The 23749-nt window shown below is 60.1% G+C and carries 22 protein-coding genes and 2 pseudogenes; 16 read left to right on the forward strand and 8 right to left on the reverse strand.

Annotated elements, in window-relative coordinates; translation table 11 throughout:
* Window positions 1-284: 284 nt before the first annotated feature.
* A pseudogene (locus H8S56_RS24510) lies at window positions 285-618 on the forward strand (integrase arm-type DNA-binding domain-containing protein); the annotation flags it as partial.
* Window positions 619-697: 79 nt separating this feature from the next.
* Here the strand turns inward: H8S56_RS24510 and H8S56_RS14220 are convergent.
* The 3 genes and pseudogenes from H8S56_RS14220 to H8S56_RS14230 form a co-directional block, all read right to left on the reverse strand.
* Window positions 698-1861: an AlbA family DNA-binding domain-containing protein gene (locus tag H8S56_RS14220; protein WP_187518993.1), complete on the reverse strand. Its 1164-nt coding sequence runs from the start codon at window positions 1859-1861 to the stop codon at window positions 698-700.
* A gap of 131 nt (window positions 1862-1992) precedes the next feature.
* The gene (locus H8S56_RS24515) at window positions 1993-2397 is read right to left on the reverse strand and encodes a winged helix-turn-helix domain-containing protein (protein ID WP_328803402.1); all 405 of its coding nucleotides are present in this window, start codon (window positions 2395-2397) and stop codon (window positions 1993-1995) included.
* A 27-nt stretch (window positions 2398-2424) separates the two neighbouring features.
* Window positions 2425-2949, reverse strand: a pseudogene (locus H8S56_RS14230) (type I restriction endonuclease subunit R); the annotation flags it as partial.
* Window positions 2950-3291: 342 nt separating this feature from the next.
* Here H8S56_RS14230 and H8S56_RS14235 point away from each other — a divergent pair.
* The 15 genes from H8S56_RS14235 (at window position 3292) to H8S56_RS14305 (ending at window position 17991) form a co-directional block, all read left to right on the forward strand.
* Window positions 3292-4239 carry a LysR family transcriptional regulator gene (locus tag H8S56_RS14235; RefSeq protein WP_187518994.1) on the forward strand — a complete coding sequence of 316 codons (948 nt, stop codon included), beginning with the start codon at window positions 3292-3294 and terminating at the stop codon, window positions 4237-4239.
* 90 nt (window positions 4240-4329) lie between these two features.
* Window positions 4330-5133, forward strand: a complete 804-nt coding sequence (locus H8S56_RS14240; RefSeq protein WP_187518995.1) for a putative hydro-lyase — start codon at window positions 4330-4332, stop codon at window positions 5131-5133.
* 93 nt (window positions 5134-5226) lie between these two features.
* On the forward strand, window positions 5227-5790 hold the full coding sequence (locus tag H8S56_RS14245) for a hypothetical protein (protein WP_187518996.1): 564 nt from the start codon (window positions 5227-5229) through the stop codon (window positions 5788-5790).
* Window positions 5791-6008: 218 nt separating this feature from the next.
* Window positions 6009-6248, forward strand: a complete 240-nt coding sequence (locus tag H8S56_RS14250; RefSeq protein WP_024684778.1) for a hypothetical protein — start codon at window positions 6009-6011, stop codon at window positions 6246-6248.
* Between the two features lie 238 nt (window positions 6249-6486).
* Window positions 6487-8295, forward strand: a complete 1809-nt coding sequence (gene atzF, locus H8S56_RS14255; RefSeq protein ID WP_187518997.1) for an allophanate hydrolase — start codon at window positions 6487-6489, stop codon at window positions 8293-8295.
* A 15-nt stretch (window positions 8296-8310) separates the two neighbouring features.
* Window positions 8311-9420, forward strand: a complete 1110-nt coding sequence (locus H8S56_RS14260) for a BMP family ABC transporter substrate-binding protein (RefSeq protein ID WP_024684776.1) — start codon at window positions 8311-8313, stop codon at window positions 9418-9420.
* Window positions 9421-9430: 10 nt separating this feature from the next.
* The gene (locus H8S56_RS14265) at window positions 9431-10540 is read left to right on the forward strand and encodes an ABC transporter permease (protein WP_187518998.1); all 1110 of its coding nucleotides are present in this window, start codon (window positions 9431-9433) and stop codon (window positions 10538-10540) included.
* Entirely contained in the window at window positions 10533-11453 is a 921-nt protein-coding gene (locus tag H8S56_RS14270; protein ID WP_024694623.1) for an ABC transporter permease, read from the forward strand. Before H8S56_RS14265 ends, H8S56_RS14270 begins: the two co-directional genes overlap by 8 nt.
* Window positions 11454-11669: 216 nt before the next feature.
* Window positions 11670-12686 carry a formamidase gene (locus H8S56_RS14275; RefSeq protein WP_187518999.1) on the forward strand — a complete coding sequence of 339 codons (1017 nt, stop codon included), beginning with the start codon at window positions 11670-11672 and terminating at the stop codon, window positions 12684-12686.
* Window positions 12687-12691: 5 nt separating this feature from the next.
* Window positions 12692-13378 carry a biuret amidohydrolase gene (gene biuH / locus H8S56_RS14280; RefSeq protein WP_187519000.1) on the forward strand — a complete coding sequence of 229 codons (687 nt, stop codon included), beginning with the start codon at window positions 12692-12694 and terminating at the stop codon, window positions 13376-13378.
* Window positions 13379-13380: 2 nt separating this feature from the next.
* Complete coding sequence (locus H8S56_RS14285) at window positions 13381-14916, forward strand: ABC transporter ATP-binding protein (protein ID WP_187519001.1); 1536 nt, start codon at window positions 13381-13383, stop codon at window positions 14914-14916.
* Window positions 14913-15590 carry a cysteine hydrolase family protein gene (locus tag H8S56_RS14290; RefSeq protein ID WP_187519002.1) on the forward strand — a complete coding sequence of 226 codons (678 nt, stop codon included), beginning with the start codon at window positions 14913-14915 and terminating at the stop codon, window positions 15588-15590. The genes H8S56_RS14285 and H8S56_RS14290 overlap by 4 nt, the downstream gene beginning before the upstream one ends.
* Complete coding sequence (hpxZ, locus tag H8S56_RS14295; protein ID WP_187519003.1) at window positions 15590-15976, forward strand: oxalurate catabolism protein HpxZ; 387 nt, start codon at window positions 15590-15592, stop codon at window positions 15974-15976. The genes H8S56_RS14290 and hpxZ overlap by 1 nt, the downstream gene beginning before the upstream one ends.
* Entirely contained in the window at window positions 15973-16668 is a 696-nt protein-coding gene (locus H8S56_RS14300) for a GntR family transcriptional regulator (RefSeq protein ID WP_032610409.1), read from the forward strand. The genes hpxZ and H8S56_RS14300 overlap by 4 nt, the downstream gene beginning before the upstream one ends.
* Before the next feature lie 459 nt (window positions 16669-17127).
* Entirely contained in the window at window positions 17128-17991 is an 864-nt protein-coding gene (locus H8S56_RS14305; RefSeq protein WP_024694620.1) for a sensor domain-containing diguanylate cyclase, read from the forward strand.
* A 327-nt stretch (window positions 17992-18318) separates the two neighbouring features.
* On the opposite strand, the gene H8S56_RS14310 is transcribed toward H8S56_RS14305, so the two are convergent.
* From H8S56_RS14310 to H8S56_RS14330, 5 genes are read right to left on the reverse strand one after another with little or no spacing between them, the layout of a single operon-like run.
* Entirely contained in the window at window positions 18319-19833 is a 1515-nt protein-coding gene (locus H8S56_RS14310; RefSeq protein WP_187519004.1) for an ABC transporter substrate-binding protein, read from the reverse strand.
* Window positions 19834-19878: 45 nt separating this feature from the next.
* The gene (locus H8S56_RS14315) at window positions 19879-20859 is read right to left on the reverse strand and encodes an ABC transporter ATP-binding protein (protein ID WP_187519005.1); all 981 of its coding nucleotides are present in this window, start codon (window positions 20857-20859) and stop codon (window positions 19879-19881) included.
* Complete coding sequence (locus H8S56_RS14320) at window positions 20856-21860, reverse strand: ABC transporter ATP-binding protein (protein WP_187519006.1); 1005 nt, start codon at window positions 21858-21860, stop codon at window positions 20856-20858. The genes H8S56_RS14315 and H8S56_RS14320 overlap by 4 nt, the downstream gene beginning before the upstream one ends.
* On the reverse strand, window positions 21857-22720 hold the full coding sequence (locus H8S56_RS14325) for an ABC transporter permease (protein WP_187519007.1): 864 nt from the start codon (window positions 22718-22720) through the stop codon (window positions 21857-21859). The genes H8S56_RS14320 and H8S56_RS14325 overlap by 4 nt, the downstream gene beginning before the upstream one ends.
* Complete coding sequence (locus tag H8S56_RS14330) at window positions 22717-23664, reverse strand: ABC transporter permease (protein ID WP_187519008.1); 948 nt, start codon at window positions 23662-23664, stop codon at window positions 22717-22719. The genes H8S56_RS14325 and H8S56_RS14330 overlap by 4 nt, the downstream gene beginning before the upstream one ends.
* Between the last annotated feature and the right edge of the window lie 85 nt (window positions 23665-23749).

Below are 23749 nucleotides of genomic sequence, written 5' to 3' on the forward strand. Positions count from 1 at the left end.
AAAAAAGTGATCATGACAGAATGACAGAAAAATGGCAGTATTAGCCCTGGAAGCCCAGATTTATGAGGGCTTAATTCGGATTAAAACCTCCCATCATCACTACCACCAAATCTACATCTGAAGACGTCCACAGACGTCTTTTTTTTCCAACTAAATCCAGTAAATACAATGAGTTATCGTCCTGCAGTGTCCGTAGGCTTCCGACAGGCCCTATGATTTCGTGTATTCCAAGTGATATTCCAAGGTTCACCTGCTATTTTTCGGAAATAGCACTGGAATCCACCATGGGGACCCAAGCCTCGTGCCTTTCAGACGTAAAAGTAAAAGCCGTAAAAGCCAAGAGAAGGACTACTCCCTACGGATGGTAATGGCCCGCTGATGCGAGTGAGGATCAGTGGCTATAAGCTATGAAATTTCAGCTACATCCATCCTGTGACAAAAAAAGGATAAACTTGGGGCTTGGTACCTTTCCCGAGGTCAGCTTGGCGCAAGCTCGTAAAATAACGGTTTAAGCGAGGAGGTTCGTTACGCAGGGGCTGATCCGAAAAAAAACGCGACGCTGAACGGCACGCGAAAAAAGCAGCCACGGAACACACTTTCGAAAATATCTCTACAGCCTAATTCAAGCTCAAAAAGGATTCAGTCACCCCAGCGTACGCCGAGGATAGTTGAGCCGCCATCCACGCCAATTAGCATATCAATAAGGCCAATCGACCTTGAGGTAATCACCTCTATTTTTCATCACTTCCAAACTTAACCCCTCACGCACCAACTTTACAGAAACCGGAAGCGTCAAATACACAAAGCCAGGCATATCGGCTGCGATATAGCTAATCTGTATACAAGACAAACTTTCAAAAGGCATCACTAAAAATAGCTCTTCAGTCTGAAGCACCTCACCTGCCCTAACTATATCCGCATCGAACACCGCTGAAAACGTATCCTTGTTTTGCCCTAAACTGGCTTTCACTGCTGTGGGGTCGACGTCGATCCGCGGGTATGGAAAATCAATCCATGCTTTATGCAATGGTCTCGACCGAAGACCTTTTCGGGTTGAAAGCCGGAAATCTTCCGAACCTGCAGGGACACTGATTTCGACCCGCAACGCCCGAACCGATTCCGAAGACGGGTTCCTTAGCTCAAGCCTGAACCCAAAGGATGCCACTTTTTCTTGGATAAACTGGGCTCTCTCCCAAAAATAGTCCTCATTGATCGGCTCCGTCACACCCATCACAGTCTTGTCCCACCAAGTAGTTTTTCCTAGTTTGGGATAATAAGATTTCCACTCTAAGCGGTATTGAACATAATCAATATTAAATGATTCCAGCCGCCGCCCCGTCAAATCGACGGGTGTAACGCTGATGTTAGGGGCTCCCTTCGATATGACTTCCACGTCTTCGAGCCCCATCCGCGCAATTTCATCCAAGCTAGCCAGTCCATTGGAAGAGCCGCGGCGAATGTAGACGTGGTGTGGTTCCACGTCAGCTAACCTCTTCTTGGCGTGGAACGGGCGAGGCTGCGCCTCAATGGTGTATAGACCTAGGATTTTGCAAGCGTAATTTACGGTTCGATACGAGAACCTAATAGGTCGATTGACGTTGCTGATCAGAAACTGCTGCATATCTGCATCACCTTGATCGCCGTCTGGGTCTATGCCAATCACCTCGCGGGTACCGTCCTCAATCCCAACAAGAATGTACGCAGGCGTGGTTCTGCGGGTGTTCGCGAAGGCGAGAAAATCTTTGAGAATGTTGGCTTTATAACCTATGCCTGCGCCGCGAAGAGAATATTCGTATTTGTAGTCAACTACGGTACCTTCCCCTATTTCTAGGAGAAAAGAGATTAGAGCGGCGTCATCCATTGATAAAACTCAAGTCCAAAATTGGGTTGTTCAAGACCCACCTCGCTCCCGGAGAAAGTGCGGGGCTTAATTTTTCCATTATGCCTTGAGGCCGCTGCACAAACCAAATGAGTAAGCCTGCCAGGATTAATCTACCCACTCACACTCTGCCTGATGCTTCCTCCCAAGCTTTCGCGGTTAAGCCTGTAGCAGGTCACACGTAACGGCATCAGCCCTGCCGCCCGGAGCGGAACGCAAATCCCAATTTTTTTCAGTTCTACATAACTGCAGTGAACATCCCATGGAGTATCACCCATGCCACTACACTTGGCCGGAATGCACAGCAGCCCCGCCTTATTCAAATAGGTGCGAGCCCATCCCACTCGGTTGTTGATCACCGTCTGCCGACCGGATGGTAGGCGCTCCTTGCGTTCATCCTCGGTCAATTGGAATTGATCAGCCACCCTCTCTCGCAACTCATTGAGCGGCAACGGCGCACCGTTCTGAACGGTGCTCAACACGGGGCGCATCACACTTTGAAAATCCGGAATTCCCACTGTAACTCCCTAATCTTACCCGTCGCTTTAAGCCCAGCCCACGCGGCTCTCATCGAGGGTGGCCACGGTCTTGAGCATCTTCAAAATCACCAACGCAAACGCCCGGCTCTTCGTCTCACTATCCAGCACTTCCAGCGAGAGCTTCTCGTGGTCAGTCATGGCGTCCAACACTGTGTCGAGGACGCGCTTGGGAAACAGGCCGTGCATCACTTGATCCACAGAATGACTGTTCACTTGGGCCATCACATCTTCCTGACGGCTGATACGCTGGGCAATGCCAGTGAGGAACTGCAACTGGTCGTCGTCGCTCACTTCGGCACCAAAGATATCATTCAGCGCCTCGATGATTTCTGACAAGCGTTTCTTCTCCGCGTCATGGGGCCTGCCGCTGCCCACGTCGCTGCCAAGTTTAAGGGTATATTCGTCGTTTTTCTCGCTCAGGCGTAGCTAGTGTTCGGCGCGCTTGCTCAGGCGGTAGTGGCTCAGTTGCAGCTCGCCTACGTCCACATCGTCTTGTAGTAGACGATCTACCCGCAGGAGCGGGTGCAGGTGCAGGTGCAGGTGCTTATAGATGCGGTGGCTGTGCCAGCAATCGCTGACCATCCGCGGTGGCCCGCGTACTGCCAAATCATAGTGACGAACGGTGCTGGTCAGACCGAATGCAAACGGGTGGTCACGTGGAGTGCAGTACCGAACTGGCATGAATCAATCCCCCCCCCCCACGACGCATCCCGCCGCAGCAACCAAACGGCTCATCACACCACCCCAAACCAGCCTCAAACAAAAACCCCGCCCCACCCCATAAAAAACTTTGATACCCCCCGCAACGAACTCTGGAGTAACAATTGCAGCTCGACGTCTCTCAAGACAACCACAAGAGCCAAGAGAACCAAGATGAACCTCAAATTCCTCGAGACCTTCGTCTGGGTCGCTCGTCTTCAAAGTTTCAGCCTTACCGCCGAAAAGATGTTCAGCACCCAGGCGGCGATTTCCAGTCGGATCGCTTCGCTGGAGGATGAGTTGGGGCTGCGGCTGTTCGTGCGGGACTCGCGTGGGGTGTCGTTGACGCCCGAGGGTCTCAAGGTGCTCGACTACGCCGAGCAGATGCTTGAGGTGCAGCGGGCGTTGAAGCAGTCGCTGGCTAACCCCAGTTCACAGCGGGGGTTGGTGCGTATCGGGGTGATGGATACGGTGATCCACACCTGGTTCAGCCCGTTGATATCGACCTTGATGCAGACCTTCCCCGCTGTGGAAATCGAGATCACCGCCGATGCAGCACGCAACCTCTGCGAGCAGTTGCAAAAGGGTTATCTGGACATCGTTTTCCAGACTGACCTGATCCGCCACGACAGCGTGCGCAACCTTGAGCTTGGGCACTATCCCATGCACTGGATCGCCGCCAGCAACTCGATCTATGCCCGGCCTTACGCCTCGCTCGCCGAGATGGCCAGCGAGCGCATCATCACCTTCGTCAAGCACTCACAACCGCATCAGGATGTGCGCAACCTGTTGCATGCCCACGGCATCAGCACTCCGCGTGTGAGTTGCGTCAATTCGGTGTCGGCCATGACCCGGCTGATTCGTGACGGCTTCGGCATTGGTGCCTTGCCGGCGGCATTGGTGGCCAACGCCCTGGCCAGCGGCGAACTGATTCAGTTGGAGCCTGGCACGCGCCTGCCACAACTGGACGTCGTGGCGTCCTGGCGCGCCGGGGTCGGGCTGGAGTTGATCGAGAGCATCGTTGGCATGAGCCGCCAGGTCGTCTGCCAATACGCCGCGGATGTCGGCCCGCAACGAATGGCCGCGGCGCCGGGCCTCGACGGTCGACATCCCCTTGAATAACGATTAGTTGTTCGGGGTACCAATATTCCTTGTTGGACGGCGCTCTTCCGGTTTTCTAAAAAGGGCTATCGAACCCAAGGAGATACCGTGATGAGTCAACCCGCCCTGTCGTTAGAACACGCGCAGCAAAAAGATCCACTGGCCTTACGCCAAGCCATCGCCGCCGGGCATTATCAGGGCCACACCGCTGGCCTGGGCCAAGGCCGGGTACAAGCCAATATCGTGATGCTGCCCAGTGATTGGGCGAACGAGTTTCTGCGGTTTTGCACGCTCAATCGTCAGGCCTGCCCGGTGCTCGACGTGACGGAGCCCGGTGATCCGTACTTTCGCAATCTCGGGATAGCCATTGATATCCGCCATGACGTGCCCCGCTACAGGGTCTATCGCCATGGCGAGCTGAGCGAAGAGCCGACGGATATCGAGCATTTGTGGCAGGACGACATGATGGCTTTTGCCATCGGCTGCTCCTTCTCTTTTGAGCAACCGCTGCTAGACGCTGGCATCCCCATGAGGCACATCGATCTGAAGCGCAATGTCGCTATGTACCAGACCAACATTGATACACGCCCTACCGCCCGCCTGAGCGGCAAACTGGTGGTGAGCATGCGCCCGATGAAAGCCGCTGAAGCGATCAAGGCGATTCAGATCACTGCGCGTATGCCCAACGTCCACGGAGCCCCCGTGCACATCGGTGATCCCGCGCTGATCGGCATCCACTCGCTGAGCAGCCCGGACTACGGAGATGCCGTACCGCTCGAAGCCGACGATATTCCGGTGTTCTGGGCCTGCGGTGTGACGCCGCAATCGGTGATGCAAGCCTCACGTCCGCCCCTGTGCATCACCCACGCCCCTGGTTGCATGCTGGTGACGGACCTGTGGAATAACGCCTTATAACGACGTGCGGACTCGCGTGCGGACTCACGTAAACAGGTCACGCGAGCCGCCCACGGACTGTTCTCAACCTTATAGGGATGCGACGGACACACCATGAATACGGCTCAACGATCGATACGACAATACATAAAAGCCAAGGACGGCAACCGCCCACATTTGCTATCCCAGGCCTTTGCGCCAGAAGCGATACTGGACATGCACGTGCGCACGGGGTCTATCTCGTTTCCACCTCATCTTGAGGGGCTTGGACCGATAGGCGACGTGCTGGTCAGACGGTTCGGCCAGACGTTCGAAAACGTGTACACGTTCTGCGTGGGCAGCCCACCTGAACCCGAGGCAAAAACCTACCAGTGCCAATGGCTGGTCGGCATGTCCGACAAGAACTCCGGCGAAGCACGCGTCGGTTGCGGTCTTTATGAATGGCAGTTCAGCCCAGAATCGGGGCTTGTCGAAAGGCTCACGATCACCATAGAACACATGAAAACACTGCCAGCGACTGACCTGCAGAGCACCATGGAGTGGCTGTCGGCCTTGAATTACCCGTGGTGCTCGCCTGAGGCGTTAGTGAGCAACGCTCCAGACATCGACACGCTCGACGAAGTGATTCAGTACGTTACGGCCAATAGTCCAGCCAGCGTCCCGCAAGTGGCTACATAGCCATTTCAGGCTCGGGGCTGGACGATGCGCCATTCACACCGGCGCATCCCTCACATCGAGCGCATGCGCTTGATCAGAGAAGGTGCAGCGTAACGAGTGATCCTGATTAAAGAAGGCAACGTGTTCACACAGTCGCACGGCTGATGTTTTCGGGTGTGATCGGCATTTTGACGTAAAATCCTCCCCACGCCCGTCCCCAGCGCCATGAGACTCACAGCATGCCCCAAGAAAAACTCGACCTCTTACGCCTTCAAAAACCCATCCGCGACGAGATGAATGACCTGCTCCGCGCGCTTAACGCCGCCAGCACGCCTGCGGACCTTGAGGCCGAACGAGCCATCCAGATTGAGGTCATCCAGAACCTCGAAAGCTCGCGCAAATTGCGTGCGGCAGATGCGGAGGCGTTGTTCATCATTTTTGATGATGCCGTAGAGGCAAGGCTGGAAGCGTTGTCGTAGGTTTCATTACGCGTGCGCATCCCGACGTCATGAGCCTCAATTCCACAGCACGGCGTTAACGTAAAATCACGTCCCCTTTTTGTGCACCCTCCCGTTGCGGTGCTCAACAACAGCGCGCAAGTCATCCCGCACCTTGCTGAAAAATTCGCTACAGCCCGCTGAAAATAAAGCCTGACCGCCTCTCGGCACGAAACCTGCTCTGGCACATTCAATCTTGTATACATGAATGAACACGCCAATGACTGATCTTGATATCGCTGCCATCCAGACGTCTTTACGCACCGGCCAGACCTCGCTGGCGACCTTTCTGCAGGACCTGTCTGCGCGCATTGATGCAGACGACCGCCCGGAAGTCTGGATTCATCGCGAGCCGGTTTCGCGCCTGCTGGAAAGGGCGAAAACGCTTGAGCAGCTCGCGGAAGAACTGGGCGATGCGCTGTACGAGACCCTGCCGCTATTCGGCATTCCGTTCGCAGTGAAGGACAATTTCGATGTTGCGGGGCTGACCACCACGGCGGCGTGTCCGTCGTTTGGTTACGAGGCTCAGGCCACGGCGCATGTGGTGCAGCGCTTGCTGGACAGCGGCGCGGTTCTGATGGGCAAGACCAATCTGGACCAGTTCGCGACGGGGCTGGTGGGTGTTCGTTCGCCTTATGGAGCGGTGCGCAACGCATGTGATCCGGCGTATGTCAGCGGCGGGTCGAGCTCGGGTTCTGCGGTGGCGGTGGCGCGGGGTCATGTGTGTTTTGCGTTGGGCACAGACACGGCGGGTTCGGGCCGGGTGCCTGCGGGTTTCAACGCAATCGTCGGGCTCAAACCGAGCCTGGGGTTGTTCAGCAGCCGTGGCGTGGTGCCTGCCTGTCGCACGCTGGATTGCCCGTCGATTTTTGCCAACGATGTGGCGCAGGCCTGGCAGGTCGCGCAGGTGATGGCGGATTTCGATGCGCAGGATCCAGGCAGTGTCGCGGTGCAGGCGTTGCCGGTGCTGCGTCGTGCGCGACGGGTTGCCGTGCCGCAAACGTGTGAATTCTTTGGCGATGCTCAGGCGGCGGCCGCGTTCGACAAGGCGCTGAAGTCGCTTGAAAGCGATCCCCAGGTGACGCTGACCTACGTTGCGTTCGATGTGTTTGCCGAGGCGGCTGCCCTGCTCTATCAAGGACCGTGGGTGGCCGAGCGGCGCGCGGCGGTGGGTGAATTTTTCGAGACGCCTGCCGCGGACATTCACCCGGTGGTGCGCGGCATTTTGCAGAGCGCGGATTCGTACGATGCCGTGGACAGCTTCAAGGCGCGTTATCGCCTGGCCGAGCTGACTCGCGCGGCGCAAGCGCTGTTGGCCGACGTCGATGTGCTGGTGGTGCCGACTGCGCCGTGCATGCCGACCCTCGAAGCGGTGCTGGCCAATCCGGTCGAGCTGAATTCGCAGCTGGGCTACTACACCAACTTCGTCAACCTGATGAACATGAGCGCGCTGGCCATCCCGGCACATCGGCGTGAAGACGGTCTGCCTGCGGGTATCACGCTGATCGGTCCGGCGGGCGCGGACCAGCGCCTTGCCGAGATCGCGGCAGGCTGGCAGGCCCGTTTCGGTGCGGTCGATCAGCGCGACCGGGTGGCGCTGGCTCCCCTGCCCTTCAACGTCGCGACCGTTCAGGTGGCGGTGGTTGGCGCCCACCTTCAGGGACAACCACTTAACTGGCAGTTGCTGGAAGGCGGCGCTCGCCTGCGCAGCCTGACCACGACCAGTGCCGACTATCGGCTGTATGCGCTGGCGAACACCACGCCAGCCAAACCGGGGCTGGTTCGGGTGCCTGCCCACGGCGTGAACATCGAAGTGGAAGTCTGGGAAATGCCACTCAGCCTGTTCGGCGCGTTTGTCGCCGCCATTCCCGCACCGCTGGGCATCGGCTCGTTGCAGTTGGCCGACGGTGAGTGGGTCAAGGGTTTCATCTGCGAACCGTATGGCCTTGCGGACGCGCTGGACATCACCGAATTCAAAGGGTGGCGCGCTTATCGCGCCGCGCACACCACTTCTTCCACGGCTCATTGATCAGGGGTAGCACCAATGTCGAATGTCGATCGTCGCAGCTTCATCAAACTGGCGGGCATTATCGGTCTCAGCGCGGCGCTGCCGTTCAGCCGTGCGTACGCGGCCGATGCGCCGCTGGTGGTGGGTTTCATTTATGTGGGAGCCCGCGATGACTTCGGCTACAACCAGGCCCACGCGCAAGCCGCTGCCATCATCAAGACGCTGCCCAACGTCAAAGTGATCGAAGAAGAAAACGTCCCGGAAACCGTGGCCGTGCAGAAGACCATGGAGGCGATGATTCGCCAGGACGGCGCGACGCTGATCTTCCCGACCTCGTTCGGTTACTTCGACCCGCATGTGATCAAGGTGGCGAAGAAATACCCGGACGTGCGTTTCGCCCACTGCGGCGGACTGTGGAAGGAAGGTCGCGACCCGATGAACGCGGGCAGTTTCTTCGGCTACATCGATGAAGCCCAATACCTGAACGGTGTCGTTGCCGGGCACATGAGCAAATCGAAAAAGCTTGGCTTCGTGGCCGCCAAGCCGGTGCCGCAAGTGCTGCGCAACCTCAACGCCTTTGCCATGGGCGCACGCTCGGTTGACCCGAGCATCATGACCACGGTGATTTTCACCGGCGACTGGTCGTTGCCGATCAAGGAAGCGGAAGCCGCCAACAGCCTGATCGATCAGGGTTGTGATGTGCTGACCTGCCACGTCGACGGCCCCAAGGTGATTGTCGAGACCGCCGAGAAACGTGGCGCGATGACCTGCGGCTACCACGCCAGTCAGGCGGCACTGGCACCGAAAGGCTACCTCACCGGTGCCGAATGGAATTGGGAAACGCCTTACCGCGCCCACGTTGCAGCGATCCAGACCGGTGCGCCGATGATCAACTTTCTGCGCGGCGGTTTGAAGGAAGGCTTCGTCAAAACCTCACCTTACGGGCCAGCCGTCAGTGCCGAGGCCAAGCAGAAAGCCGACGCCATCAAGGCGCAGATGCTGGCGGGCAGCTTCGTGATTTTCAAAGGCCCGCTCAAGGACAACAAGGGCCAGGTGGTGATCGCCGACGGCGTGGTACAGGCGCAGACCGATATCGCCCTGGAAAGCATGAATTATCTGGTGGAAGGCGTTGTTGGCCAGATCTGAGGAGCGTCCGATGTTCGTCTCGCGAACCCTGCGGCGTCTGGCCGGGGCCATGTTGCCGGGGCTGCCGACGCTGTTGGCGGTGTTGTCATCGTGCGTGCTGTTTCTGCTGTTTCTCACGGTTCAGGGCAAGCCTGCGTGGCAGGCTCTGCAACTGGTCGGCGAAGGCGCGTTCGGCTCCTGGTTTGCGCTGGAGAACACCTTGCAACGCGCCGCGCCGTTGATGCTCACCGCGCTCTGCGTGGCACTGCCGGCGCGAGCCGGGCTGATCATCATTGGTGGCGAAGGTGCGCTGGTGCTGGGCGGGCTGGCAGCGGCCGTCACACCGCTCTGGCTGCCGCCCGTGGCACCGTGGCTGATGCTTGGATGCATGGGCATTGTCGCGATGCTGACCGGCGCGCTGTGGATCGGCCTGAGTGGCTGGATGCGCCAGCACCGGGGCGTCAACGAGACCATCAGCAGCCTGTTGCTGTCGTACATCGCGCTGGCGCTGTTCAGGCAGATGGTCGAAGGGCCGCTGCGTGATCCGGCAAGCCTGAACAAACCGTCCACGCCGCCACTGGATGATGCCTATCTGGTCGGCACCATCAGCGACAGCTTTGAAGTGCACTGGGGTCTGGTGGCGGGCGTGGTTGCCTGTCTGCTGGCCTATGTACTGGTGCGCCACAGCGTGAAGGGTTTCGCCCTCGCCGTGGTCGGTGGCAACGTGCGAACGGCTCTCATGATCGGCCTGCCGGTGGACCGGCTGATTCTGTTGAGCTGCCTGCTCGGCGGTGCAGCGGCGGGTCTGGCGGGTATGTTTGAAGTCACGGCCGTGCAAGGCAGTGCCAACGTTGCGCTGATCGCCGGTTACGGCACCAGCGGCATCCTTGTGGCGTTCGCCGCGCGCCATCATCCGCTGGCGATCATCTTCTGCGCGATCCTGCTCGGTGGTCTGGAAGCCAGCGGCGGCCTGTTGCAGCGCCGTCTTGGCCTGCCGGATGCCACCACCCTGATCCTCGAAGGGCTGCTGTTCACCAATCTGTTGCTCTGGGAGGCCCTCAGCGGGCGTCTGGCGGCCTGGAAAATCAGGCTCGCGCAACCGCAGCCGACCCTGGAAAAAGGAGCACCGCAACGTGGCTGATATCGACCTGAGCACCTTTTTGCTGGCGCTGTTGGCCGGTTCGATCCGCGTCGGTACACCTTTCCTTTTCGTCAGCCTGGGCGAATGCCTGACGGAAAAGAGTGGCCGCATCAATCTGGGCCTGGAAGGCATTCTGGTTGCCGGGGCGATGTCCGGGTATGCCGTCGCGTGCCTGACAGGTTCGGCCTGGCTGGGCGTGGCTGCGGCAGCCGGTGTCGGGTTGTTGCTGGGCTTGCTGCATGGCATTGCCTGCTCGCTGCCGCGCGTCAACGACATCGCGTTCGGCATTGCACTGATCCTGCTCGGCACCGGTCTGGCGTTCTTTCTCGGCAAGGCGTTCATCCAGCCGCAAGCGCCCATGCTGCCGTCACTGGCGCTGGGTGCATGGAGCAGCGAAGAACGCTTGCGCTCGGCCCTGAACATCAACGTGCTGTTTTTCATCGGCGTGGCCCTGGCCTTTGCGCTGCATTGGGGTCTGCGCAGCACGCGCTGGGGCCTGATGCTGCGACTGGTGGGCGACCATGCCGAGACCGCGCAGGCGCTGGGCTATCGACCCATCACCGTGCGCATCATCGCCACAGCCATCGGCGGCGCGCTGGCGGGCATTGGCGGCGCGTACCTGTCCTTGTATTACCCAGGCAGCTGGAACGAAGGCCTGTCCAGCGGTCAGGGCCTGATGGCTGTCGCGCTGGTGATTTTCGCTCGCTGGCGGCCACTCGCCTGCCTGTGGGCATCGCTGCTGTTCGGCGCAGCCGGGGCGATTGGTCCGGCGTTGCAGGCCGTGGGCATAAGCAGCGGCTACTACCTGTTCGCGGCCGCGCCCTACGCGCTGACCCTTGGCGTGATGTACGCAACCTGTCGGCGTGGCCGCACCCTGAGCGGTGCGCCCGGCGAATTGAGCATGACCCGATGAACACATTTCCAGAGGAGGTCCCGCGCCGTCTCCTACGCCGCGCTGTCGCGCAGCAAACTTCGTGGGAGCGGACCGGGCGGCGTTCCGTTTGTCAGCGGACACTGTGTTTCAGTCGCTACATATTTGTCGAAAGTACCTGCCTTTTCGCGGACAAGTCCGCTCCCACAAAATCGCCTTTATTCAGCGGGCTACACGTTTTTTTATAGGAGGCATGACATGGCCAGTGGTCTTGGTGGCTTGAACAAATCGCCCAACGGCGTAGTGATCGGTCTGGCGCAACTGGCGCTTCCCGATCCGCACACCCGCGAGGCGCTGTGGACGCAAACCCAGAAAGTGGTGTCGATGGTTGCCAAGGCACGACGCAGTAATCCCGGCATGGACCTGATCGTGTTTCCCGAGTATTCGCTGCACGGTCTGTCCATGAGCACTGCGCCAGAGATCATGTGCAGCCTGGACGGTCCTGAAGTTGCGGCGCTACGTCAGGCCTGCCGCGAGCATCGTATCTGGGGCTGCTTCTCGATCATGGAAGCCAACCCGCACGGCAACCCGTTCAACAGCGGCCTGATCGTCGATGACATGGGCGAGATTCAGCTGTATTACCGCAAGCTGCACCCTTGGGTGCCGGTTGAGCCTTGGGAACCGGGCGACCTGGGCATTCCGGTGTGCAAGGGTCCGCGCGGCAGCACGCTGGCGCTGATCATCTGCCACGACGGCATGTTCCCCGAGATGGCCCGCGAGTGCGCCTACAAAGGTGCAGACATCATGCTGCGCACGGCAGGCTACACAGCGCCGATTCGTCATTCGTGGAAGATCACCAACCAGAGCAACGCCTTCACCAACCTGATGCAGACCGCCAGCGTCTGCATGTGCGGCTCGGACGGCACGTTCGATTCAATGGGCGAAGCGATGTTCGTCGACTTCGACGGCACGCTCATGGCCGAGGGCGGCGGGCGTGCGGATGAAATCGTCTGCTGTGAACTGCGCCCGGATCTGGTCCGCGAAGCGCGCCTGAACTGGGGTGTGGAAAACAACATTTATCAGTTCGGCCATCGCGGTTATGTCGCCGTCAAAGGCGGTGCGCAGGACTGTCCCTACACCTACATGCACGACCTCGCCGCCGGTGAATACCGTCTGCCGTGGGAAGCGGACGTGGTGCACACCGATGGCAGCGCCTGCGGTTTCGATGCGCCCGAACGCACGTTCAAACCCACCCCGACCACGTGGAAGGAATAACCCCGATGAGTGAACGTTATCTGGCTTCCGAGCCCTATCCGTGGCCATGGAACGGCAAGCTCAACGCGAATAACACGGCGCTGATCGTGATCGACATGCAGACCGACTTCTGCGGCGTTGGCGGTTACGTGGACAGCATGGGCTATGACCTGGCGCTGACCCGTGCGCCCATCGAGCCGATCAAGGGGCTGCTGGCGCTGATGCGTCCGCTGGGTTTCACCATCATTCATACCCGCGAAGGCCATCGCCCGGACCTCAGCGACCTGCCCGCCAACAAACGCTGGCGCTCGCAGCGCATCGGCGCGGGTATTGGTGATCCAGGCCCTTGCGGCAAGATTCTGGTGCGTGGCGAGCCCGGCTGGGAACTGATCGAAGAACTCGCCCCGCTGCCCGGTGAGATCATCATCGACAAGCCTGGCAAGGGTTCTTTCTACGCCACCGACCTGGAGCTGGTACTGCGCACCCGAGGCATTGAAAACCTGATCCTCACCGGTATCACCACCGATGTGTGCGTGCACACCACGATGCGTGACGCCAATGATCGCGGCTTCGAGTGCATCCTGCTCGAAGACTGCTGCGGAGCCACCGACCCGGCCAACCACGCGGCAGCCTTGAGCATGATCAAGATGCAGGGCGGTGTGTTCGGTGCCGTCGGCCATTCATCGATGCTTCGCGATCTGCTGGAGGCGTGACCATGCGCGCCCTGAGTCTGGAAACCATCGGTGCCAGCAAACGCTTCGGCACCTTTCTCGCGCTGGATGACGTGTCATTCAAGGTGCGGGCCGGCACGGTGCATGCGCTGCTGGGCGAAAACGGTGCCGGCAAGAGCACGCTGGTCAAAGGCATCATCGGCTACGGCCCGTTGCAGTCGGGCAGCATTCTGGTCAACAACCGCGAACACGAGATTCGTAACCCGCGCGACTCGCACCAGTTGCAGATCGGCATGGTGTACCAGCATTTCACCGTCGCGCCGGGCCTGAGCGTGGCGGAAAATCTGGTGTTGTCTCGCGGCGACCTGCCGTGGCGCATTGACTGGGCTGCCGAGCACGAACGCCTGCAAGCCTTCATGGCGCGCATGCCGTTTCGGCTCGACATCCAACGGCCGGTCAGCAGCCTGGCCGCCGGTGAAAAACAGAAGCTGGAGATTCTCAAGCAACTGTATCTGGAGCGTCGGCTGGTGATTCTCGACGAACCGACCTCGGTGCTCACGCCCCAGGAGGCCGATGAAGTGCTGGGGCTGATGCAGCAGATGGCGCACCGTGGCGAGTTGACCGTGCTGATGATCACCCACAAGTTTCGCGAGGTCAGCACCTACGCCGACGACGTTACGGTGTTGCGCAAAGGACGCTGGGTGGCGAGCAGCGCGGTCGCAGATACCACCACGCAGCAAATGGCCGCGTGGATGATGGGCCATGCGCACACAAACAGCGTCAGCAGTGATCGCCCGCCCGTGCCTGAGCGCGCGCCGCAGTTGCAGGTCGAGCAGCTCGACGTGCCGGGCGATAAAGGCACGCTGGCAATAAAAAACCTGAGCCTGGCGGTGCGGCCCGGAGAAATCCTCGGCATTGCCGGTATCTCCGGCAACGGCCAGCGCGAACTGACGGAAGCCTTGTTGGGCCAGCGGCCCTTCAGTGCCGGACGCGTACTGATCGGGGGACAGCCTTATCACGCCAGCCGCGAACAAATGCAGCGCCTGCGCGTGTTCAGCCTGCCGGAAGAGCCGCTGCGCAACGCGTGCATCGGCGGGCTCAGCGTTGCCGATAATCTGGCCCTGCGCAATTTCGACCGCCCGCCCCTGTGCCGTCAGGGCTGGCGTATCGACCGTCGCGCGGTCGCCGCTCAGGCACGCGGTCTGATCGAGCGTTTTCAGGTCACGCCCAACGATCCGAACCGACCCATCGGCACCCTGTCTGGCGGCAACGTGCAACGGGCTGTGCTGGCCCGCGAACTGACCTCGGACATTGCCGTGCTGATCGTCGCCAACCCGGTGTTCGGTCTGGACTTCGCCTCAGTGGCGCTGATCCATCAACGCTTGATCGACGCCCGCAACAGCGGTGCCGCCGTGCTGCTGTTGAGCGAAGACCTCGACGAATTGCTGACTCTGGCAGACCGCATCACCGTGATCCACGACGGCGAGCTGGTCTTCGAAACCCCAACCCGAGACGCCGATCGCACTGAGCTGGGTCGACACATGGCGGGCGCTGAACAGTTGCAAAAGGAGTCAGCATGATCGACGTGCCTGCCAGACCAACCCATTTTGCTTTCGACCCCGCCCGCACGGCGCTGGTGATCATCGATATGCAGCGCGATTTTCTCGAACCCGGCGGGTTTGGCGCAGCGCTGGGCAACGACGTGCTGCCACTGCAAGCCATCGTTCCGACCGTGCAGGGGCTGCTCGCGCTGGCACGCGCCCACGGCATCCACACGATCCACACCCGTGAATCCCACGACACCGAACTCGCCGATTGCCCGCCCTCCAAACTTGAACACGGCCTTGAGGGCCTGCGCATTGGAGATGTCGGGCCGATGGGGCGGATTCTGGTAAGTGGCGAGCCGGGCAATCAGATCATCGACGCGCTGGCACCGATGGCGGGCGAGTGGGTCGTCGACAAACCGGGCAAAGGCATGTTCTTTTCCACCGGCCTGCACGGGCGACTGAGCGCGGCGGGTATCACCCATTTGATCTTTGCGGGCGTGACCACCGAGGTCTGTGTGCAGAGCAGCATGCGCGAGGCCAATGATCGCGGGTATCGCTGCCTGTTGATCGAAGACGCCACCGAGAGTTACTTTCCCGCCTTCAAGCAGGCGACGCTCGACATGATCACCGCCCAGGGCGGCATCGTGGGTCGCGTGACGCCGTTGTCGGCACTGGAGCAGGCACTACAGACAAGGAATACACACTGATGGATATCAACCTGCCCCATGTGGTGGCCGCCGTCACCGATGCGTTCGTCGATTACGAACGTGCCCTGCTGGCCAACGAACTGACCACGCTGGATGACTATTTCTGGAAGGCCGAACATACCGTGCGTTACGGCGTGGCAGAAAACCTGCACGGCGCTGACGCCATCGCGCTGTATCGACGCCACTGCCAGCCTGTAGGTCCAGGACGGCAATTGGTACGTACGGTCGTCAGCACCTTTGGTGAGGATTTCGCCACCGTCAGCACCGAGTTTCACGACGGTGTCACGCAACGACTGGGCCGCCAGATGCAGACCTGGGTGCGGTTCGAGGGCGCGTGGAAAGTGGTCGCCGCCCATGTGAGCATCGACCTGAGCACGCTGGAATGAAGGCCGTGACCACTCCGCATTCCACCAACGCGCTGGCCGAAGAGGTGTATCGTCGATTGAAACAGGAAATCTTCGATTTCTACCTGCTGCCCTACGACCGCTTCACCGAAAACCAGTTGGCCGACCGTTATCAGGTTTCGCGCACACCGGTGCGCGACGCGCTGTACCGTTTGCAGCGTGAGGGCTATCTGGAAGTGGAGTTTCGCCGGGGCTGGTCGGTCAAGCCGCTGGACTTCACCCAGATCGACCAGCTCTACGATTTGCGCATCGTGCTGGAATGCGCGGCCGTGGAACGCATCTGCGCATCGGCCGAGGTTCACCCGGAACTCAACGTCCTGCGCGGACACTGGCTGGTGGACAAAGCTCAGTGGCACACCGACATGCAAATCGTCGCCGACCTCGACGAGCAGTTTCACACCCAACTGGTGGCCGCATCGGGCAATCAGGAAATGGCCCGCGTCCATCATGACGTCACCGAGCGTATTCGCATCGTCAGGCGCCTGGATTTCTTCAAGAGCGCGCGCATCGAACACACCTACCTCGAACACGCCGCCATCCTCAATGCCCTTCACGCGCGCAAACGCGATGAAGCGCTGTTACTGCTGCGCTCTCATGTGGAGATCAGCAAACTGGAAGTTCGCAAGTTGACCATCTCGATGCTGAGCGATGCGCGGCGTCAGCATAAAGCGTGAGCGATTTGGCGGCGGCAGGTCGAGCGGGTGGATGACATCGCTCATCAAACAACGCAAGGTCTACCGGGACAACGCGCTTTCGCGGGTGACTTCTCCGCGTCTTCGACGCTGCGCTGTCTCGCCGCCAATACGAGGTTGTGGGAGGCGGCTTGCCGACGATGAAGTCGGCACGGTCTATCAGAAGAATCGCGTCATTGTTTGTGGCGAGACTCTTGAAACGGTCATTCGCCACAACAGATCGTCCCTACCTGATGCTGTGAATGCCACTTCAGCCAACACGAACATTACTTGAAGACGCTTGGACAGCGCATGGGCTCAAGCGATTGTCGACCATCTGACAGAACAGTCCTGCGGATACTCATGGACCGTCAAAAAAGCATCAAAGAGCCATTATTTTCTCCCCGCCTCGCTTTGCGATCAGGCTATGATCGGCTGACCTGATCTGGACGTCACAGAACCATGCCCGTCGACCTGCAAGCGCTCTACCCCAAGCTCATCCATCTGATGCTGGATACCGTCTTCGTGGTCGACAGCGACAACCGGATCGTATTCGTCAGTGATGCGTGCGAGGCGCTGCTTGGCTATCGTCCTGCAGAGTTGATCGGTCAGCACATCATCGACTACATGCACCCCGATGACCTGGCGGCCACGCGGGCTTCCATTGCGCGGGTCATGAGCGGGCAACCGCACTTCGATTTCCGTAACCGCTACATTCGCAAGGACGGCGGCATCGTTTACATCCTGTGGGCCGCGTTCTGGTCTGAGGAGGTCGGTGCGCGGATCGGCGTTGCGCGGGACGTGACCGCTCTTGCCAAGGCCGAGGAAGAGCTGCGCTTCATGGCCCATCACGATCCGTTGACGGCGTTGACCAATCGGTCCCTGTTCAACGAACGCCTGCACACAGCGCTGCGCGAGGCGCGTCAGGAACAGACGGCTCTGGCGTTACTCTTTCTCGATGTGAACGACTTCAAAGCCATCAATGATGTGCATGGACATGCCGTGGGCGATCAGGTGCTGTGCATGGTCGCGCGGCGGCTGGAGCGCTGTATCGGCGACACCGGCATGGTGGCGCGCATTGGCGGCGATGAGTTCACGGTGCTGTTGACCGATATCCAGTCTCAGGAAGCCGTGTCCAGAAAGATCGAGCATATTCTTGCCGTCATGGCCGAACCGCTGGACACCGACCTTGGCGAGGTGCAAATGCCGTCCTGCAGCATTGGCGTCGCCTGCTATCCACTGGATGGCGAAGACGCCGACACACTGCTCAGTCATGCCGACAGCGACATGTACCGGATCAAAAGGCAACGGCCTGCGCACGGCTGATCGTTGGGTGGATTTATCCCCGAAATGGCCAGTACATCCAGCCGAGATGCAGCGCCTGAAACACAGTCTTCGCGGACAAGTCCGCTCCCACATTGAGAATGCATCCAGCGCGGGAGCGGCATTGCGACGTGGTGAGGCCTCCCACGAGCTGGCGCTCATCGTTATATACAAGCTTTGCTGCAACCAACGGACTGGGGGAGGCGGCTTGCCGGCGATGCGTCTCAGAGGCAACACATCAGCGACTGAACTGACGCTATCGCCGGCAAGCCGCCTCCCACAGGTCCGCATTCAGTCAGACATTTCTTTATTGGCCCCGTTTGCGCGCCTTCAGCGCTTTACTGTCTCTTCCAGCGTGAAACGACCCAGCGGGTTCTGGCCGAAGTGTTCGATGTTCTTGCGTGACACGCTGATGTACGGGCTGTAATAAAGGTCGATCCAGTTCACGTCGGCCTTGGCCATTTTTTGCAGGTCGATGTACATCTGCTCGCGCTTTTCAGGGTCCATTTCAACGCGGGCGGCGGCGACCAGTTCCTTGACCTTGTCGTTCTTGTAGCGGGTCATGTAGTTCATGTTGGTGTCATGACCGAGCACAAAGGTGGTCTTCTGGTCCGGGTCGAGGATGTCATTGGTCCAGTACATCACGGAGATGTCGTAGTCACCGGCAATCAGCATGTCCCAGCTCTGGCTTGGGTCGACCTTCTGCAGCGTGGCGGTGACGCCGACCTTGGCCAGTTGCTGCTGCAGCATGACGGCGATCTGCTCGTCGACTTCGTTGCCTGCGTTGACGATGTAGTTGAGTTTCAGGTCAGACGCACCGGCGTCAGCCAGCATCTTCTTGGCTTTGACCGGGTCGTAAGGACGTTGCAGGTTGTCGGCGTAGTGGTACAGCGCACCTTTGGGAATGTAGGAATTGGCGACAGTCCCCAGCCCGAAGGTTGCGGCGTTGACAAGGGCGGTCTTGTCGATGGCCATGTCCAGCGCCTGACGCACTTCCACTTTCGCCAGTGCGCCGTGCTCGTGGTTGATCAGCAAATGATCTTCGCGGGTGGACGGGTCCAGGTGCACGACCAGGCCAGCGTCTTTTTTCAGGTTCTCGACGCGGGAAAAGGGCACATAGATCGCAGCGTCCAGTTCACCTTTCTGGACCTGGAGCATGCGGGTATTGTCGTCCGGCACGGATATCCACTCAACGCCGTCGAGGCTGACCGTGGAGGCTTCCCAGAAGTTGGGGTTCTTTTCCAGGATCACGCGGTCGCCACGCCGCCACTCTTTGACCGTAAACGCTCCCGAGCCCACTGGCTTCTCGGCATAGGCCTCTTCGCCGAGGCTTTTCATGGCCTTCTCGGAAAGTATCGACACGTTAGGCAGCGCCAGTTGCGACAGGAACGAAGCCGACGGGTGCTTGAGGGTAATCACCAGCGTGTGCGGGTCGCTCGCCACCGCAGTGTCGATGACCTTGTACGAGTCGCTCCACAGCGAGCCCTTGTCGTCACGAATACGCAGCAGGCTGAATACCGCATCGCTGGCGGTCAGCTCCGAGCCATCGGAGAACTTCGAGGGGCGAATCTTCAAGGTGTACGTCAGCCCGTCCGGCGAAATGGTCCAGCTCTCTGCCAGCCCTGGCACCAGCTTGGTCCCCTTGTTGTCGACACGGATCAGCACATCGTAGACGTTGGAGAACACCCAGTTGTCGATGTTCTGCGCGCTCTTGATCGGGTCGAACGTGGTGCCGTCTTCGCGACGCCCAATGGTCAGTACGCCAGCGGCTTCCGCCACCCCCGCGGCCAGAGAACAGGCCGCCAGCATGGCGACGGTCAGCAACTTCACAGGTCGTGCTTTCATATACGGAAACTCCTTGTCGGTATCGAGAACGGATAGTGGTGCGGATCAGACAACGGGGGTTTCAAGCACACAGTCGTAGCGCTGCGCGCCCACATGGCGCGTGGGCGGCGCGGTGCGAGAACAATCGGGTCTGGCAAACCGGCAGCGCGGATGAAACGCGCAGCCATCGGGTAGATGCAGCGGGCTGGGTGGTTCGCCTTGCAGCGGCTCGCCAGGCAGCGGACGGTTCGGGTCGATCTCCGGGATCGCCTGAATCAAGGCTGCGGTGTAGGGATGACGCGGGCTGAGAAACACCGACTCGACAGGTCCTTCCTCGACGATGCGGCCCAGGTACATCACCGCCACGCGATCACAGAGTCGACGCACGATGGCCAGATCGTGGGCAATGAACAGAATGGCCAGGTTCATGCGCTCGCGCAGTTCCAGCAGCAGGTTGATGATCTGGCCCTGAATGGACACGTCCAGCGCCGCCACGCATTCGTCGGCGATGATCAGGCGCGGCTCGATGGCCAGCGCGCGGGCAATGCCGACCCGCTGGCACTGCCCGCCACTCAACGCACCGGGCTTGCGCTCGGCGAACTCGGGGCGCAAGCCGACCATGTCCAGCAACTCGATGACCCGAGCCGGGATGTCGGACCTGGCGACCTTGCGCTGCACGTGCAGTACCTCGGCCAGCGTGGCACCGATGGTCATGCGCGGATTGAGCGAAGAGAACGGGTCCTGAAAGATCATGGCCGTTTCGCTGCGCAGGCGCTGCAGATGAATGCCACTGCCCTGCGCCACATCGACATCGTCGAACACGATCTGCCCGGACGTCACGTCGTTCAGGCGCAGAATGGCGCGGCCCAACGTGCTCTTGCCGCTGCCGGACTCGCCTACCAGCCCCAGCGTCTCGCCTGCGCCGAGGGTCAGGGACACACCGTTGACGGCCTGCACCCACTGTTTGTGCAGGCCCATGAAACCTGTGCCTGAGGCAGGGAAGCGCACCACCAGATCATTGACGCTCAGCAGTAACGGGCTACTCATGAGCACACTCCTTGCACACCAGCCAGCGCCATCGGTAACGGGTAATGACAGGCGGCAGCGTGGCCATCGTCCATCGCGCGCATCAACGGCAACCGGTCGGCGCAGCCCTGCGCAGCGTGCGCGCAACGGGCATGAAAGCGGCAGCCTTGCGGCAGCGCATCGAGCAACGGCGGCTGGCCGGGAATGGTGCGCAGCAACGCATTGCCCGCGCTGCTGGCAGGCTGACAGTCAATCAAACCACGCGTATATGGATGACGCGCATGAGCCAGCACATCACGCTTGCTGCCGTGCTCGCACAAACGCCCGGCGTACATCACCGCAATGGAATCGCAGGTTTGCGCGACCACGCCCAGGTCGTGGGTGATCATGATCAACGACAGCCCGTGACGGTCGCGCAGGTCCATCAGCAGACGCAGGATCTGCGCCTGAACGGTCACGTCCAGCGCGGTGGTCGGCTCGTCGGCAATCAGCACTTGAGGGCCGCAGCCCAGCGCAACGGCGATCATGGCGCGCTGACGCATGCCGCCGGAAAACTCATGGGGGTAGTTGTCCACTCGGGACGCCGGATCGGGAATTCCGACCTGGCGCAGAAGGTCGATGGCCTGCGCCCTCGCCTCGCGCTTCGACGAGCCCTGATGCAGACGAAAGCCTTCGGCAATCTGCTCGCCGATGCGCATCAACGGGTCGAGGTGACTGCTGGGGTTCTGGAAGATCATGCCGATGCGCCGCCCACGCATGGCACGCATTCGGGTGGCATCGAGCGTGAGCAGATCGACATCGCCCAGCAGCACCGAGCCGCCGCGCACCTGCAGGTCCGGCGACGGCATCAATTGCATCAGCGCCCGGCAGGCCATGGTTTTGCCCGAACCGCTTTCGCCGACCAGCCCGAGGATCTCGCCTTGATGCAGATCGAATGACAACCGGTCTACTAGCGTCACCTCGTGGCCACGGTTGATGGCGACCACGCTCATGTCGCTGACCTTCAGTACCGGCGTGCTCATCGGCGCTCTCCCAGTGTTTCGGCCACGCCATCCGCCAACAGGCTGAAGCCCATGGCGAGGGTGACAATGGCCAGGCCCGGAAACAGGCAGATCCACCACGCCGACGTCAGAAACGCCTGACCTTCGGCGACCATCGTGCCCCACTCGGCCAGCGGCGGTTGCACGCCCAGTCCCAGGTAGCTGACCGACGCGCCACTGAGCAACACCAGTACCGCGTCGGACATGGAAAACACGATCGAACCAAACAGCGCGTTGGGCAGCAAATGGCGAAACAGAATGCGCAGGTGCCCGAAGCCCAGGCTCTTGGCGGCGAGGGCAAAGTCGCTTTCCTTGAGTACCAGAATCTGCGAGCGGATCAGGCGGGCATACGACACCCAGCCCACCAGCGCCATGGCGATATAGAAGCTGGTCAACCCAGGGCCGATAATGGCAATGATCGCCAGCATCAAGACCAGAAACGGGAACGCCAGAACAATGTCGATCACGCGCATGCACAGGTTGTCGAAGCGTCCGCTAATGTAGCCGGACAGCGCACCGACGAAGGTGCCGATCATGAACGGGAAGACAACGCCGAGTACGCAGATCTGCAGGTCGATACGGGCGGCCCAGATCACGCGGGACAGGATATCGCGACCGAAATTGTCGGTCCCGAACGGGTGCGCCAGATGCGGCGCCATCAGGCGTAATTCGGTGTTCTGGAAAATCGGGTCATAGGGCGCCAGCCACGGCGCGAAGATCGCCAGCAGCAACCACATGCCCAGCAGCGACCCGCCAAGCAGCATGGCCAGTCGGCCGTTGCGCAAGCGCAGACGCAGTCGCGTACGCCAGTGAACCGGGGCGTGAAACTGAGCGACGGTCATTTGATGTTCACCCGGGGATCGACCGCAACCGTCGCCACGTCGGCCAGAAAATTCACCATGACCGTTGCGCAGGCGAGCACCATCGCGACGCCCTGCACCACCATGTAATCGCGGCTGAAGATGCCGCGCACCAGCAGCTGGCCGATACCCGGAATAGCGAACAGGCTTTCGATGACCACCGTGCCGCTGATCAGCCAGCCGATGTTCACCGCCAGCAGGTTGATTGAAGGCACCAGCGAATTGGGCAGGACGTGGCAGCGAAACAGCGCGCCTTCACTGAGCCCTCTGGCCCGAGCCGCCGTGACGTGGTCAGCCTGCAATTCCATCAGCATGCTGGCGCGCAGGTTACGCACCAGCACGGCAGACAGCGCCAATGCAATGGTCAGGCATGGCAGCACCATGTGGTGGATCTTGTCGAGCCAGTCGTTGCCGTAGCCTGACACGGGAAACCAGCCAAGCTGCACGCTGAACAGCAGGATCAGCATGATTCCCAGCCAGAAGGCGGGCATGCCCAGCCCTGTAGTGGTGAAGACGCGAATGAGGTTGTCGCACCAACGGCCTTTGTTGCGTGCGGCAAGGGTGGCCAGCGGGATGGCAATCAGCAGCGCCAGCAGCACGCTGCCCAGCACCAGAAACAGGGTTGGCTCCAGGCGCGTGACGATCAGTTTCAAGACATCGATCTTGTACAGCAGCGACTTGCCCATATCGCCCTGTACAAGATTTTTCATGAAATAGACGTATTGCATCCACATCGGCTGATCGAGGCCGTACTGGGCACGGATGTTGGCCAGCGCGTCGGGCGTGCTGCGGGCACCCAGCAGAATGCGCGCCGGGTCGCCGGGTATCGAGCGCACCAGGATGAACGTCACCAGGCTGATACCGAATAACACCGGCAACAGCTGCAATGGGCGTTGAAGAATGAAGCGATAGCGACCCAGATTCATTGCACGCCCCGAGGTGGTTGAAGAAGATCAAGCAGGATCAAAAAAATCGCTGCGGGCCCCTCATGATAGAACGACACTTCAGAAC

Source organism: Pseudomonas triticifolii, from assembly GCF_014358015.1.
GTDB classification, from domain to species: Bacteria; Pseudomonadota; Gammaproteobacteria; order Pseudomonadales; family Pseudomonadaceae; genus Aquipseudomonas; species Aquipseudomonas triticifolii.